The sequence below is a fragment of the Ottowia thiooxydans DSM 14619 genome (genome assembly GCF_000422885.1).
GTDB lineage: Bacteria > Pseudomonadota > Gammaproteobacteria > Burkholderiales > Burkholderiaceae_C > Ottowia > Ottowia thiooxydans.
The window spans coordinates 1-15506 of sequence record NZ_AUGX01000045.1 but is presented as its reverse complement, the minus strand read 5'-3'; the positions used below and the strand labels follow the sequence as shown (position 1 = coordinate 15506).

Here is a 15506-nt window from a genome sequence, read left to right as displayed (position 1 = left end):
TTAAGTTCCAAGCATTCATTTTGCTGTAGGAGGTTGTCTTAAATAGAGCTGATCCGACCACGTCGCCAGCCATTGCGGCCTGAAGGCCACGCCTATGGCAGCCACCATACCGGTGAGAAACCCATCGCCCCAGGCCAGCAGCCAGCGCGCCACCATGGCCAGCTCAGGCTCCACCGTAGCGCTTAACGAATGCCCCGTCCATTGAGCCAACGCGCCTGCGATGAACATGCACAACACGGTGCCCAGGAAAGCCCGGCCCAGAATATAGACAAACAGATTTTTGGATATCCAGCGCCGGATTGCCATACCCATACCGAATGCCAGTGTGGCGGGCACGATCCCCAGCCAGAGAGCCATATCCACCTGCTGATCCCAACTGATGGGCGCGATCAACCCAGCCAGTATGGCCACCACACACAAAACCGGCACCGCGAGCGGCCAGCCCAGCGCCAGGGTAATCAAACAGGCACCGGACAGCTGCAAATGCACCGGCATGCGGTGCAGCCACGGCAAAGCCCAAAACCAGGGCGTGATGACCAGAGCCGCCAGAAGCGGGGATATCAGCCCGCCATTAGCCAAGAGGCGCCACGGGCGGATGGCGAGCGCCACCAACAAGACGCACGCAACAATAATGAGAGGATCTACCAGCATGAGGCCACCATTGTGACCAGAACCTGTTTCCCTCTCAGGTTACTGACGTTTCACGACGCGGTCTAGCCACCGTGTGTCACGCCTTTGTCAGACTGGACGAGGCCGCGGCACGTTAGGGTAAGACTGTCTTGGCAAGCGTGCCGGACTCCCCTCCTCTTCGAGTAGCGCTCGAAAATCACCTCCACCGGGCGACTGGAAACTGCCCAGTGCAAACTCAGGCAGGATGGCCAGCAGGTGGTCAAAGATATCACCCTGAATGGCCTCGTAGGCCACCCATGCGGTGGTGTTGGTGAAGCAGTAAATCTCCAGCGGTACACCTTCAGGTGTGGGCTGCATCAAGCGGACCATGATAGTCATGTCCTTGCGGATATCCGCATTGGCTTTCAGATATGCCAGAACGTATGCACGGAAGGTGCCGATGTTGGTCAGTCGCCGCTGGTTGGCTGGCACCTGAGCCAGGGCCTCGCCCAACTCTCGCGCCCGCATGCCGCGTGAAACCTTGACTGCTCTGGCCTTTTCCTGGACGTACTCTGCAATGATCTCAATCTGCCCCAAGCGCTCGATTTCCTCATCCTGCAGGAAGTGAATGGTGCCGGCGTCCAGCATCAGCGTACGCTTGATGCGGCGGCCTCCCGCTTCACTCATGCCGCGCCAATTCTTGAAGCTTTCGCTCATCAGCTTCCAGGTGGGAATGGTGACAATGGTTTTATCCCAGTTCTGAACCTTGACGGTGTTGAGCGCGATGTCGATCACATCGCCGTCGGCGCCGGCTTGGGGCATCTCTATCCAGTCGCCCACCCGCAGCATGTCGTTGCCCTCTATCTGCATGCCGGCCGTAAAGGATTTGATGGTGTCTTGAAAAATCAGCATGAGCACGGCCGACATCGCACCAAAGCCTGAAAGCACAATGAGCGGCGACTTGTCTGCCAATGCGGCGATCATCACCACGACTGCGGCAATGCCCACCAGAATCTGACCTAGCTGTACATACGATTTGATCGAGTGTGAGCGCAACTCCTGCTTTTCAGCGGCTCGCTGCTCATAGACGCCAAGCGCCACCTCCAATGCCTTGAACAGTGCACGAGCTGCGAAAAGCACGCTCAGCGCAGCAGCCACGTTCTCTGTAACTGTAGCGAGCTTTTCCGGCAGGTTCGGTACAAAGCGGATACCGACCTGAACCACCAGTGTGGGGACAATCTGCGCCACCCGTGTCAAGACATCCGGGTGCAGAAGCACGGCGATGGGGCCGCTACGCGTGGCCCCGCGCAAGCCCGCCAAGGCTCTCACAATCACATGCCGTGCAAGCCATTGCGCCACAACACACCCCAGCACCAGCGCCACAATGCTCGCCAGGGTTTGAATCCAGGGGTCGGAAAAGGATAGCTCTTGCCAGTTCAATGTAGCTCCTTGGTTGAATCATGAACCCGTTCTAAGGCCCGGTTCGCAACACGTGAAAATGTGTTTCGGGCCAACGGTCGCCGCGAACGGGCGAGGGATTGAAAGAAAAATGCCCTGCGAGGGCAGCGTCATTTGATTGACTGAGTAAAGCCCAATAGGTTCCTGCTGAATCGCAGGAGGCGCCCGTTTGAAGGGTAAACAGCGCCGCGAATCCCAGGTTGTTTGTCGCCCAGACAGATTTGATCACGCACCCAAACTTATACTGTCCCATCAAGCTTACAGGCAGGCCGGAGCACGAATGACCGATCGACTGACCTTTTTACGAGGTGGTCCCACAGCCATTGGCGACACACCCGCGCGGCAATTGCAATTGGAGCATGAGGCGCTCACGCTGCTGACCAAGGGTGCCCGCGCCATGGGTATCAGTTCGGCGCTGGGCGTTCCGCTGGCGGCGTGGCTGCTCCAAGGATTCATAGGCGCGGCATGGGCCTGGGGAACTGCCGCGTTGATGCTGCTGGCCACGGCTGAGCGTAGCTATTTTTTGCATCGCCTTGAGCGCGCCAAGGCTCTCGGCGCCATCGATCCGCGCCGCTGGGCTCACGGAATTGTCTGGCGCTGCCTTCTGGTGGGTTTGCTCTTCAATGGCTGGAATTATCCATCCATGCAGTCACCTGAGTTCATGGCTGCGATCTACATGTTTTCCATTGCGCTCATGGTTGCTACCAATGCCATGACGCAACTGTGCGTGTGGCCCGCCGCCGTGTGGGCCTACATCAGCCCCCTGCTCTGGGGGCTGGCCTGGCAGTTATGGACCGTAGAAGACGCACATGACGACGGACGCCTGGCTGGCGGAGTATTCCTGCTGGTGCTATGGGGAATGCTGTTGGCATCAACCCAAAGATTCGCTGCAAGCATTCAGCGTGAGCTACGCACCCGTCTGCGCAATGAGGAGCTGATGGACGAGGTCGACGAAAAGCGCCGCCAGGCCGAAGAGGCCAGTGCAGCCAAATCGCGATTTCTGGCGGCTGCCAGCCACGACCTGCGCCAGCCCGTGCACGCGATGTCGCTGCTGGGCGAAGCGCTCCGCGAACAACTAAGGGATACCCCACAAGCGCCGTTGATGCAGCAGATGGTCGCTGGCGTAGACAACTTCTCCGAATTGGTGGATGAAGTACTGGATCTGGCCCGCATGGATGCCGGAGCCGTGCACGCGCACATAGCCCCTGCCTCTGCTCACGCCTTGCTGGCACGCGCTGAGGCCAGCTTCCGCCCCAGCGCTGCAGCGCGAGGCCTTGCTTTCTGGCTGCGCCCTCCTGCCAAAGGCGGAGAACTCAGCGTGTTGGCAGACGCCGCACTGCTTTGGAGAGTGGTGGGCAACCTGGTGGCCAACGCGGTCCGCTACACACCAACCGGTGGAGTCATGCTGGCCATCCGCCGGGCTCGAGTCCACGGTCAACCTGCATGGCGCTTTGAAGTGCGAGACAGTGGCCCGGGCATTCCCGAGCTCCATCGCGACGCCATCTTCGATGAGTTCTACCAGGCTCACGATGCACACCGCAGCCGCTCCGGCGGCGAAGGCCATGGACTGGGCCTGGCAGTAGCACGGCGCATGGCCCGCCTCATGGGGACCGACGTGCGCCTTCATCCAGCCAGCGCGTTGGGAACTGGCTCCGTGTTTTCCATCACCCTGGTGGCTGCTCCGTCAGGAGCGACAGCCGCCGTACCCGCGGCACCTACTTTCCAGTCGCCCACCCAGGCCCGCCTCCCTGTACAGCCGCCCAAGCTTCACGGCTTGCGTGTCCTGGTGGTTGACGACGACCCCGCAGCGTGCCACGCTTTGCAAGCGCTGTTGCAAGGCTGGGGCGCTCAGGTTCACACCGCGCCCGATCCAGCCAGCGCAACCCAAGTAGCCCGCTCGACCGCAGATGCAGGCGAGCCTTTACAGGTTCTCATTACCGACCATTGGCTGGCCGGAGGTGCGCTCTCGCACGACGTGCTGGATGCCGTGCGCCCTCATGCCCCGGGACTGCGTGTGGCGGTAGTGAGCGGTGGTGCCAGCGCGGAAGAAGCAGTTGCGCTGGCACAAAGCAGCGTCACCTTTTTGCCCAAGCCTGTGCGGCCTCACGCGCTGCGCGATTGGCTGGTACTGGGGCCATTACCGGCAGAAGAAAAGACACCTTCACTTTAGGGAATACCGCAGCTGGTGGGGCCGTGAAATCATGATCCTGCTTGATCGCTAGCTGCAAGGACAATCATCCAGAACACAGCGGTTACGATCACTCTGACTGATGAGCTAGAACTACTCGCATGAACACACCCGCTCGCATTCTTCTGGCCGACGACCACGAGATCGTGCGAGACGGCCTGGCTGCACACTTGCGAATGCTCGGTGACTTCGAGATCGTTCACGCCTGGAGCCTGGCCACCCTGCTGGCTGCCGCCGCGCCACCCGGCTGTGACCTGGCAGTGGTGGATGTGCATATGCCGGGGATGGACGGCGGCCAGGGCCTGGCTGCACTGTGTAGCGCTTACCCCGCGCTGCCCCTCATCATCCTCAGCGGTGCCGCCACGCTTCCGCATGCAGGAGAGTGGCAGTGCTGGCCTAGCGTGCGTGCCATCATTCACAAGTCCAGTCCCATGTCGCAACTGAGAGCCGCCGTCGACCTGGCCCTGGCTCGCGCGCCTGCCGCGCCCCCGCCATTGCCGGGGCCATGGGGCGACGCCGATGCGCTAAGCGCCCTTTCGCCACGCCTGGCGCAAGTGGCCCAGGCCGTCGCCCAAGGATTCAGTAACCAGCAGATTGCGGATGCACTTGGCCTATCAGAAGGTACCGTCAAACAATACCTCAAGGATATTTTCCGCTCCCTCGGAGTGACCAACCGAACTCAGTTGGCGTTGCTGCTTCACCGCCGAGGCTAATAGCGCCACTACCCGTCACCCCTCACTTTAGGGAGTGGTCAAATTCCGGGTCTTCCGCAAGAATTCGTGCAGCACCGCACCGCGGCGCCTTTTCCGAAGAGGCACTCCATGACAACAGCATTTAAATCCACCTGCCGCGCGGTCGCGGCGGCCTTGGCTCTTTGCGCAAGCGCCGCCTGGGGACAAACGACCTACGATTACAACGGGCCAGTCTACGGTGCAGGCGCCATCGCGCCTTACACGGCGGCCATGAATACTTCAGGCTGGGTCCGTCTGAACGACAGCGGGTTGCCCGCCAACACCGGCATGGATATACGCACGCTGCTGACAGATTGGAGCCTCAGTGACGGCGTCATTACCTTCACGCCCGCCAATTCTGAAATATTCCACGCGTATGGCTATACGAATGCCAGTTCAGCGATCGCCGGTTTCAGTGTGTCGGTGATGCGGCCGCTGAGGCCGCACACTTCTGGCCAGCGCATAGACAGCGTGCACATTTTTGAGGGTGGCGATGTGAATGTGCGCTACAACGGTTTCTGCTCCGGCGTCGACCCGAGCACCACCCTCTGCGGAAGCCTCAGTGGCGACGATGAATCAGCCATTTTTGCAACGTATGCATACCCCGGCAACCTATGGCGAATTCGTTCTACCCCTGTCGTCACTCCCACTCCCACGCCTACTGCGGTACCCACTTTGGGCGAGTGGGGACTGCTGCTTACTGGCTTGCTGGTAGCAGGGGTAGGCGCTTATCGAACATCGAGCCGGAGACGGTAAAGCCGGACACCGCGCTGATCTGCGATCTAACCAGGCCATTTCCCCACGGAAGCAAGTTGTCGAGGATGGAGTTGCCAATGGGGCCACGAAAATTGAAGTGGCAAAATTGGTGTTGCGCGCCTCCGGCGTGACTAGGGAGCATCCACACTAAATGCCCCCCGCGCCGGAGACTTCTGGGCCGTAGTGCAAGGCGCATCTCGCCGCCAGGGTGCGATCCTTGGCAAGAGGCGCCACGAAGCAATATGGCCCGGCAGACTTCGGCGCGGCCGGCTGCAGCCCAAAGGGTGAGGCTCTGGCAACCCGCACTCGACGTTGCCGCAAGATTTTCCCTACATACCTCACTATCGGGAGTGGTCAAGTTCCCTGTCTCCCCCGGAGAATTCATGCAGTGCCGCGCCGCGGCAATTATTCTGAAGAGGGAATTCATGACCACTGTCATCAGAAACAGCTGTCACGGGCTCGTGGCGGCCTTGGCATTTTGGGCTGGCGCGGCTTGGGGACAAGTGACGTACGACTTCGCCGGGCATCCCTATGGCAGTGAAGCCATCGCGCCGCATACAGCAAGCATGGTCACGTCGGGTTGGGTCGTGGTCAACGCCAGCGGCTTGCCCCCCAACGCCGTCGTCGACTTGATGACTCGCGCGACAGACTGGAGTCTCAATGACGGCATCACCACCTTTACCTCTTCCAACTCCTCCTTGTACCGTGCAGAAGGCACTACGGACGCAAGTTCGGTGCTCACAGTTGAAGGCGTGGGGTGATGCGTCCGCCGGGTCCACATTCCGTCGGCCAACGATTAGACAGCTTGTACACCTACTCCACTGGCGATGTGAATATTCGGCGCAACGGTGTATGCAGCGTTGTCTCGGCAGTTTCTGGTAATTGCATTGGCCTCGTTGGGGACGATGGTAGTTCCGAGTTTGGCACCCATATATTTTCAGGTAATCGCTGGCGTGTCCGAGCCGCGCCTGTCGCAGCCACAGTGACTGCGGTCCCCTCATTGGGTGAGTGGGGACTACTCCTGACCGGATCCTTAGTTGCAGGGTTTGGAATTTATGCGGCGCGCAATCGTCGACCGCACCCCTTAACAAAGTCCTGAGTCAGGATTCGCAACCATCTTTCATCGGCACTTCGTGCCGAGCTACCAGCAAATCGATGGGATTTCGGCGAAAAAAACGGCTCCTTCAATCAGACATCAATAGCGCCAGCCGACCCCGCCTGTTTACGCAGCTCGAATTTCTGGATCTTGCCGGTGCTGGTCTTGGGTAGCTCACCGAACACCACGGCCCGCGGCACCTTGAAGCCCGCCAAATGCGCTTTGCAATGGGCGACGATCTCAGCCTGGGTTACCTCGGCGCCGGCCTTCAGTTCCACGAAGGCGCATGGGGTTTCACCCCATTTTGGATCTGGCTTGGCGACCACCGCCGCGGCCAGCACGGCGGGGTGGCGGTACAGCACATCTTCCACTTCGATGGATGAAATGTTCTCGCCCCCCGAGATGATGATGTCCTTGCTGCGGTCCTTGATCTTGATGTAGCCGTCAGGGTATTGCACCGCCAGATCGCCTGAGTGAAACCAGCCACCGGCAAACGCTTCTTGTGTAGCCTGGGGGTTTTTCAAATATCCCTTCATGGCAATGTTGCCACGGAACATGATCTCACCCATGGTCTCGCCGTCCATGGGCACGGGTTGCATTGTCTCGGGATCCAGGACACGGGCGTCGCGCTGCAAGTGGTAGCGCACGCCTTGACGGGCATTCAGGCGCGCACGCTCACCAATGTCCAGCGCATTCCATTCGTCGTGCTTGGCGCAGACGGTAGCCGGGCCGTAGACCTCGGTCAGGCCGTAAACGTGGGTGAGATCGAAGCCCATGTGCTCCATGCCCTCGATCATCGAAGCCGGCGGCGCAGCGCCTGCCACCATCGCCTTGACACCTCTCGGCACGCCAAGCTTCATCTCTTCAGGCGCGTTGACAAGAAGGCCATGAACAATAGGCGCGCCGCAATAGTGCGTAACGCCGTGGTTACGGATGGCGTCGAAGATCGCCTTGGCATCCACCCTGCGGAGACAGACGTTCACCGCCGCCCGCGCTGCCACTGTCCATGGGAAACACCAGCCGTTGCAGTGAAACATGGGCAGTGTCCACAGATATACCGCGTGCTTGGGCATGTCCCATTCAAGAATATTGCTGATGGCATTGGCCGCCGCGCCTCTATGGTGATAGACCACGCCTTTCGGATTGCCAGTGGTTCCGCTCGTGTAGTTGAGCGCAATGGCATCCCATTCATCAACTGGGTACTGCCACTCAAATGCGGAATCACCCTGCGCCACAAAAGCGTCGTAGGTGATGCTGCCTATCTTTTCTGCCGGGCCGTAGAGCACATCCTCTACATCAATCACCATCAAAGGTGCATCAGACTGGCGCAAGGCGAGCGCCTTCTTGACGACACCACTGAACTCGGGATCCACAATCAAGACCTTGGCTTGTCCGTGATCCAGCATGAACGCCACCGCCTCCGGATCAAGCCGCGTATTGAGGGCGTTCAGTACGGCGCCCGCCATGGGCACTCCGAAATGAGCTTCCACCATGGGCGGAGTATTCGGCAACATCACAGCCACAGCATCATTTTTCCCAATGCCGGCCTGCCGCAAAGCACTGGCCAACTGGCGGCAGCGCGCGTAGGTTTCGGACCAGTTGCGGCGCAAATCCCCATGCACGATCGCGAGCTTGCCCGGATACACTTCCGCCGTACGCTGTATAAATGCCAGCGGCGTGAGCGGCGCAAAGTTCGCTTCGTTGCGCGGCAAATCTGTATCAAAAATGCTGGGCATCCCCGTCTCCTAAACTGTTTGTTCTAGAGCTATTCTATGGACTCTCCCGGAGCGCCAGCGAAGTAAAGCCATTGTTTAAGGCAACCACGCCATAGAACGAGTAACTTAATAAAACACGACATCAGTGTCCATTCCCCAGCATTTCATTCAGGAGCTTTTGGCGCGCGCGGACGTGGTGGAGATCGTCGGGCGTTACGTGCAGCTTCGGAAAACGGGAGCGAACTTCTCCGGCCTTTGCCCGTTTCACGGTGAAAAATCGCCGTCCTTCACCGTGAGCCCCTCCAAACAGTTCTATCACTGCTTTGGCTGCGGCAAGAATGGCAACGCCATCGGCTTCCTGATGGACCACACCGGCGGCGGGTTTGTAGAGGTCGTGCACGACCTGGCCCAGGAATACGGCATGCCGGTGCCGGAAGACGAGCGCAGCCCTGCCGAGCGTGAGAAAGCCTCACAGGAATCTGAAAAAAGAGCCACCCTGAGCGACGTGTTAGCCAAAGCTTCCGAGGCTTACCGGAACCACCTGCGGCATTCTCAGCGCGCCATTGATTACTTGAAAAACCGCGGGCTGTCGGGCCAGATTGCTCGCGACTTCGGGCTAGGTTTCGCCCCTGAGGGTTGGCGCACACTAGCCAGCGTTTTCCCAGACTACACCGACCCGCTGCTGCATGAATCAGGCCTTGTGATCGTCTCCGAAGAAGACGAGAACAAACGCTACGACCGTTTCCGTGATCGCATCATGTTCCCCATCCGGAGCGTGAAAGGCGAGGTCATTGGCTTTGGCGGCCGAGTGCTGGGTGATGAAAAACCCAAGTACCTCAATTCACCGGAAACCCCTGTGTTTCATAAGGGCCGGGAGCTCTACGGCCTGTTTGAATCCCGCCAAGCCTTGCGCGAACACGGCTACGCGCTGGTCACAGAAGGCTACATGGACGTTGTGGCACTGGCTCAGCTGGGGTTTGCCAACGCCGTCGCCACGCTGGGCACAGCCTGCACGCCAGACCATGTACAAAAGCTCTTGCGCTTTACGGACAGTGTGGTGTTCAGCTTTGACGGCGATGCTGCGGGGCGGCGCGCCGCGCACAAGGCGCTGGAAGCCACCCTGCCCTTTGCCACCGACACGCGCTCCATCAAGTTCCTGTTCCTGCCGCCTGAGCACGATCCAGACAGCTTCATCCGCGCTGAAGGGCCTGAGGCTTTCGCGCAGGCGGTCAAGCAGGCCGTGCCTTTGTCTCGGTTTTTGCTGGAAGTGGCGTCCGAAGACCTTGAACTGACCAGCGCCGAGGGCCGTGCCCATTTTGCGGCCAAAGCCAAGCCACTTTGGCAGTTGCTGCCTGCGGGCGCGCTAGGTCAGCAAATTCTGCTCGACATTGCTGCACAAGTGCAGCTTGGTGCGCCGGAGTTGCAAGTTCTCTGGGGTATGCGGCCCGCCAAAGCGCCCCGGCAAAACCGCGAAGCACAGAGCCCATATTCGCCTCAGCAAGGACAAGGCCAGAACCACGGGCAAGGGCCACGTCAGGGCCCAAGGCAAGGCTTTCGCCAGGGACAATGGGAAGAAGGCAGAGGCCGGTTCAAGAAAGACTTCGGTCCGCCCACCGAGCCCATGACAGCCAGTGGACGCCGCACCCTGCCCGCCAGCCGAGCCGGCCGGGCACTGCAAATCGTGCTGACCGACCCCACCGCGTGGGATGCCCTGAGTGCGACCGAGCACCAGATGCTGTGTGATTTTCCGAAACCGCATGGAGCCCTGTTTACCTGGCTGGATGGCCAATTTCATGACTACGGACCACAACCCTGGAGCGCCCTGCGTGAAGCCTTGCGCGGGCACGAACTGGAAACCGCTGCCATCACCGAGATCGACAGAATGCCGCCGGAGATCGAAAGTGACCCTGAAGAGCTTCGTAACATAGTGAAACTTGAACAGAGAGCGCGAGATGCTGCAGCCATGCAACTGGCGGCAGAAACAGGCGATATGGAAGCTTATCAGCGCCTATTGCGCAGAAAAGCCGGAAAAACAGACGGAAACCCGCCGGAAGGCTCTTGAAATCAAAGATGGACGCTATAATTAAAGGCTAACTGACGGCAAGAGCGACAGCAGTACCTCCGGACCGGCCTAGCGCAATTTCATGCGCACCCTAGCGTAGGGTGGCCAACATACCGCAAGGGCTGCACACCAAATGATCGCCCTACATCTTGCCTTGGCAGAGAAAAAACGCCTTGCTGGTGCCACGCGCGCAAGCTGGTAAGGCTTGGTTGGGCCCTGGGCAAAGAGCCTTACGCCCCGCCATGCTTCTCTGTTACTGATTTGATGCACACAGCCTAACGAGGTACGTCTATGCCCACTCAAAAAACATCCGCCAAGCCCGCCGCAAAACCGGCCAAAGTAGCCAAAGCCAAAGACGCTGGGCTCGAAGTCGATGATGCAGCGCTGAAAAAGCCCGGCCGTCCGGCTGCCAGCGCAAAAGCCGCGCCCGCCAAGCGCGGCCGCCCAAGTGCAGCCAAGGAAGTAAAAGACGAAGCAGATCTTTCAGACATCGAATCTGATCTGGAAGGCGAACCTGTGGTCGAGCCCGTGACCACCGCGGCTGTTGAGAAGGTCAAGCCTCTTCGCATGAAAATCAGCAAGGCGAAAGAACGCGCCTTGATGAAGGAATTCGGCCTGGATGAAACCGTCCTCACCGAAGAGGAGATGCTCAAGCGCCGCTCCAACCTGAAGACGCTGCTGAAACTGGGCAAGACGCGTGGCTACCTGACCCACGTGGAAATTTCCGATCACTTGCCTGACAAGCTGTTCGATGCCGAGACCCTTGAGGCCGTGATCGCGACCCTGAACGATCTGGGCGTGGCGGTTTACGAGCAAACCCCGGATGCCGAAACGCTGATCATCACGGACAACGCGCCCACTGGCTCCAGCGAAGAAGAAGCTGAGGAAGCCGCTGAAGCCGCGCTCTCCACCGTAGACAGCGAATTCGGCCGCACCACCGATCCCGTACGCATGTACATGCGCGAAATGGGTACGGTAGAGCTGCTGACGCGTGAGGGCGAGATCGAGATTGCCAAGCGCATCGAAGGCGGCTTGATGGGCATGATGGAAGCCATCAGCGCCAGCCCCGCCACGATCGCTGAAATCTTGTTGATGGCGACCGATATCCGCGAAGGCAAAGTCGTTATCTCCACCATCGTGGACGGCTTCTCCGATCTGAATGAAAACGACGACTACGTCGCCGAGGAAGACTTCGACGAATACGACGAAGACGACGACGACGATGGCAAAGGCGGCTCCAAGGCACTCACCAAGAAGCTGGAAGAGCTGAAGAACCAAGCGCTTGAGCGCTTTGACCGTATTGCCCAATTGTTCGAGAAGGTGCACCGCATCTACGACAAGGAAGGTTGGGGATCGCCTTCCTACGTGAAGTCCCAGCACGCTCTTTCCACAGAGCTGATGACGATTCGCTTCACGGCCAAGACCATTGAAAAGCTGTGCGACATGGTGCGCGGCCAGGTGGACGACGTTCGCAAGAAAGAGCGCGAACTGCGCCGCATCATCGTAGACAAGTGCGGCTACCCGCAGGAACTCTTCATCGCTGATTTCTCAGGACGCGATCGTGCGGGCAACAAAGCCCCTTCGCACTTGCTGGATCTGAAATGGGTCGAGACGCAATCCACCGCAGGCAAGCCCTGGAGCGCGATCATGGAACGGAACATTCCGCCAATCCAGGATTTGCAACAAAAGCTCACAGACTTGCAATCCCGTGTAGTGGTGCCGCTTGATGAACTGAAAGACATCAACAAGCGCATGAACGAAGGCGAAGCCGCCAGCCGTGATGCCAAGAAAGAGATGATCGAGGCCAACTTGCGCCTGGTGATCTCCATTGCCAAAAAATACACCAACCGTGGTCTGCAGTTCCTCGATCTGATCCAGGAAGGCAACATTGGTCTGATGAAGGCTGTCGACAAGTTCGAATACCGCCGCGGCTACAAGTTCTCCACGTACGCCACATGGTGGATCCGCCAGGCCATTACGCGTTCGATCGCTGACCAAGCGCGCACCATCCGTATTCCGGTGCACATGATCGAGACCATCAACAAGATGAACCGCATCTCGCGTCAGCATTTGCAGGAATTCGGCTTCGAGCCGGATGCTGGCATCCTGGCCGAGAAGATGGAAATCCCAGAAGACAAGATCCGCAAGATCATGAAGATCGCCAAAGAGCCGATCTCCATGGAGACACCGATCGGGGACGACGACGACAGCCACCTGGGCGACTTCATCGAAGACCAGAACAACACCGCCCCTGTGGATGCCGCTATGCAAGCAGGTCTGCGCGATGTGGTGAAAGACATTCTTGATAGCTTGACTCCACGCGAAGCCAAAGTGCTGCGCATGCGGTTCGGCATCGAGATGAGCACTGACCACACGCTGGAAGAAGTGGGCAAGCAGTTCGACGTCACGCGTGAGCGCATCCGCCAAATAGAAGCCAAGGCGCTGCGCAAACTCAAGCACCCAAGCCGCTCAGACAAGCTGCGCAGCTTTATCGATTCTCTGTAATCATCCCTAACGGGGCGCATTGTTGCCCCATCAAGCTGGCTTGCGTTTACCTATCGCGGCCAGCTTCTTTTTTTGGTAAATAGTTGTCATGAATCCGGACGCCTCAACCCTTTGGAAAGGCCCACGCTGGGCCCTCGCAGTACTGCTCGCGGTACTGGGTATGTTGGGGCCGTTCTCGATCGACACCTACATTCCTGCCTTTTCAGCCATTGCCAAGTCGCTGAATGCCACTCCGGTGGAGATGCAGCAAACGCTCTCGGCCTACCTGTTCGGATTCGCGTTCATGAATCTGTTCCATGGCGCACTGTCAGACAGCTTTGGGCGGCGGCCGGTGATTCTGTGGGGCTTGGCCGTTTTTACGCTGGCCTCCATCGGTTGTGCGCTTTCTGAAACAGTCGGTCAGTTGATCTTCTTTCGCGCACTGCAAGGGCTTTCCACTGGCGCCGGCATTGTGGTTTCACGCGCTGTGATCAGAGATATGTTCCCTCCCAGCGATGCTCAGCGCGTCATGAGCCAGGTGACGATCTTCTTCGGCGTAGCGCCCGCATTGGCGCCCGTGGTGGGTGGCGTGCTCGCAGAGATGGTGAACTGGCACGCCGTGTTCTGGTTTCTGGTGGGTGTGGGCGTGGTGTTGTTGGCTCTCAACTGGCGCATGCTGCCTGAGACGCTGCACAAAGACGACAGACAGCCCATGCAGTTCGGCAATCTGATGCGCGGTTATTGGCTGCTACTCAGCGACGTACGGTTTCTGCTTCTGGCCCTGGCGTCTGGCGTGCCATTTAACGGCATGTTTCTCTACGTGCTCTCGGCACCGGCCTTTCTGGGTGACGTGCTCCAACTACGGCCTACGCAGTTTTTCTGGTTCTTCGTCCTGAGCATCGCCGGCATCATGGCGGGTTCTTGGCTGTCCGGTCGCAAGGCCGGCAAGGTCGCGCCCAAAAACCAGATCATGCAAGGCTTTCGCATCATGTTGGCGGTGTCTGTGGTGAACATCATCGCCAACGCCCTGTTCGCTCCGCACGCGCTATGGTCACTCTGGCCCATTGCCCTATTTGCCTTCGGCTGGGCTTTGATGGTGCCTGTAGTCACCTTGCTGGTACTCGATCTGCATCCTGAGCGGCGGGGCATGGCTTCCTCGCTGCAAGCAGTGGTCGGCTCCACCGCCAACGGGATTGTTGCGGGGGTGGCAGCGCCCCTGGTCATGCACTCAGCGATGGGTCTGGCACTCACATCCGGTGCTTTCCTGGCAGTGGGCTTAGTGGCCTGGTTGTGGCTGCATAAGCGCTACCCAGAAATCGGTTAATCCGAGACGCTGCCTACGCTTCGGAAGCGCTGGCAGAGAAAATAGTACGGTGATGCATGGGTGGTTGGCTAGCAACAGTCGCCAGGAAGCCCCGGATTCCATAGAATTCAGTCATCAGCACAAGGGCATTGCCAATAGGCTGAGCACCGCCAGGACGACCCGGCGAGTTATTTTTTCCTGTGGGGACGACCCCGCACTCCCATAACGGAAAAATATATGTCCTGGATTATTCTTGTCATCGCTGGCCTCTTCGAAATCGGCTGGGCCATTGGCCTGAAGTACACGCAAGGCTTTACGCGTCTGTGGCCTACGGTGGGCACTGTGACCGCCATGGTCATCAGTATCGGACTCCTGGGAGTGGCCATGCGTGACCTCCCGGTGGGTACAGCTTATGCGGTGTGGACTGGCGTGGGCGCGGTGGGTACCGTTATTCTGGGCATTGTGCTGTTTGGTGATCCGGCCAATGCTGGGCGGTTGATTTGCGTGGGGTTGATCGTGGCGGGTATTCTGGGGTTGAAGCTGACTAGCTGATCGGGCAGGAGATGGTTTGTTGAGAGCAGCGCATATTTTGGCGCTGCTCCCTTACCCCCACCCGCCTGCGGGAGAGACTAATGCAGGAGCGCCTGCCGACTTGAGCCCCAGAACCCGAGGCCGTGAGCTAGTTTTACTCCTTCCCCCGCTGGGGGCTGTAGGTTTTAACTCCCTCTTAACTCCCTCTCCCCCTGGGAGAGGGTTGGGGTGAGGGCGAACGGTGTGCTGGTCTAATTTCGAAAGACATCCCGATAAGGGAAATCAATGTCTCACAGGAATAGAAATGATCAAAGCCAAGACTAGGCGATCGTTCGACGCGGCGTTCAAGCTGCAGATCGTCAAGATGATTCGAGAGCAGCACCTGAGCGTGTCTCAGGTCTGCCGTGATATGGAGCTGACTGATAGCGCCGTCAGGCGCTGGCTCGATCAATATGAAGCAGAACTGTCGGGCCAGCGCGGCATTGGTAAGCCGCTGACGCCCGAGCAACAGCGTATCCGGGAGCTCGAAGCGCAGAACCTTCAACTTCGCCAGGACAACGACTTCCTAAAAAA

The 15506-nt window shown here is 59.0% G+C and carries 13 protein-coding genes; 10 read left to right on the top strand and 3 right to left on the bottom strand.

What is annotated here, in order from left to right; translation table 11 throughout:
* Nucleotides 1–15: 15 nt before the first annotated feature.
* Both G518_RS0123195 and G518_RS36550 read right to left on the bottom strand, forming a co-directional pair.
* Nucleotides 16–651, bottom strand: coding sequence for a hypothetical protein (locus G518_RS0123195; protein ID WP_028604565.1), 636 nt, complete (start codon nt 649–651; stop codon nt 16–18).
* An 87-nt stretch (nt 652–738) separates the two neighbouring features.
* Nucleotides 739–2049: a mechanosensitive ion channel family protein gene (locus G518_RS36550; protein WP_051237317.1), complete on the bottom strand. Its 1311-nt coding sequence runs from the start codon at nt 2047–2049 to the stop codon at nt 739–741.
* Between the two features lie 298 nt (nt 2050–2347).
* Here G518_RS36550 and G518_RS38730 point away from each other — a divergent pair, with 298 nt between their 5' ends.
* The 5 genes from G518_RS38730 to G518_RS41565 all read left to right on the top strand — a co-directional run bounded on the left by G518_RS38730 (nt 2348) and on the right by G518_RS41565 (nt 6841).
* A complete protein-coding gene (locus G518_RS38730) occupies nt 2348–4237 on the top strand; it encodes an ATP-binding response regulator (RefSeq protein ID WP_028604564.1) in 1890 nt (629 codons plus the stop codon).
* Nucleotides 4238–4356: 119 nt separating this feature from the next.
* A complete protein-coding gene (locus G518_RS38725) occupies nt 4357–4968 on the top strand; it encodes a response regulator transcription factor (RefSeq protein WP_051237316.1) in 612 nt (203 codons plus the stop codon).
* A gap of 108 nt (nt 4969–5076) precedes the next feature.
* Nucleotides 5077–5742, top strand: coding sequence for an IPTL-CTERM sorting domain-containing protein (locus tag G518_RS0123175; protein WP_028604563.1), 666 nt, complete (start codon nt 5077–5079; stop codon nt 5740–5742).
* A 425-nt stretch (nt 5743–6167) separates the two neighbouring features.
* Nucleotides 6168–6503: a hypothetical protein gene (locus tag G518_RS0123170; protein WP_156909512.1), complete on the top strand. Its 336-nt coding sequence runs from the start codon at nt 6168–6170 to the stop codon at nt 6501–6503.
* Nucleotides 6503–6841, top strand: a complete 339-nt coding sequence (locus G518_RS41565) for an IPTL-CTERM sorting domain-containing protein (RefSeq protein WP_156909511.1) — start codon at nt 6503–6505, stop codon at nt 6839–6841. Before G518_RS0123170 ends, G518_RS41565 begins: the two co-directional genes overlap by 1 nt.
* An 89-nt stretch (nt 6842–6930) precedes the next feature.
* On the opposite strand, the gene G518_RS0123165 is transcribed toward G518_RS41565, so the two are convergent.
* Nucleotides 6931–8574, bottom strand: coding sequence for an acyl-CoA synthetase (locus tag G518_RS0123165; RefSeq protein WP_028604561.1), 1644 nt, complete (start codon nt 8572–8574; stop codon nt 6931–6933).
* Nucleotides 8575–8698: 124 nt separating this feature from the next.
* Between G518_RS0123165 and dnaG the strand changes: the two genes are divergently transcribed.
* The 5 genes from dnaG to G518_RS0123140 all read left to right on the top strand — a co-directional run.
* A complete protein-coding gene (dnaG, locus tag G518_RS0123160; protein WP_028604560.1) occupies nt 8699–10615 on the top strand; it encodes a DNA primase in 1917 nt (638 codons plus the stop codon).
* A 291-nt stretch (nt 10616–10906) separates the two neighbouring features.
* Nucleotides 10907–13120, top strand: coding sequence for an RNA polymerase sigma factor RpoD (gene rpoD, locus G518_RS36535; protein WP_051237315.1), 2214 nt, complete (start codon nt 10907–10909; stop codon nt 13118–13120).
* 88 nt (nt 13121–13208) lie between these two features.
* Entirely contained in the window at nt 13209–14423 is a 1215-nt protein-coding gene (locus tag G518_RS0123150; protein WP_028604559.1) for a multidrug effflux MFS transporter, read from the top strand.
* A 216-nt stretch (nt 14424–14639) separates the two neighbouring features.
* A complete protein-coding gene (gene sugE, locus G518_RS0123145) occupies nt 14640–14954 on the top strand; it encodes a quaternary ammonium compound efflux SMR transporter SugE (RefSeq protein WP_028604558.1) in 315 nt (104 codons plus the stop codon).
* A gap of 283 nt (nt 14955–15237) precedes the next feature.
* The coding region (locus G518_RS0123140) for a transposase (protein WP_028604557.1) at nt 15238–15506 on the top strand (269 nt) is incomplete at its 3' end.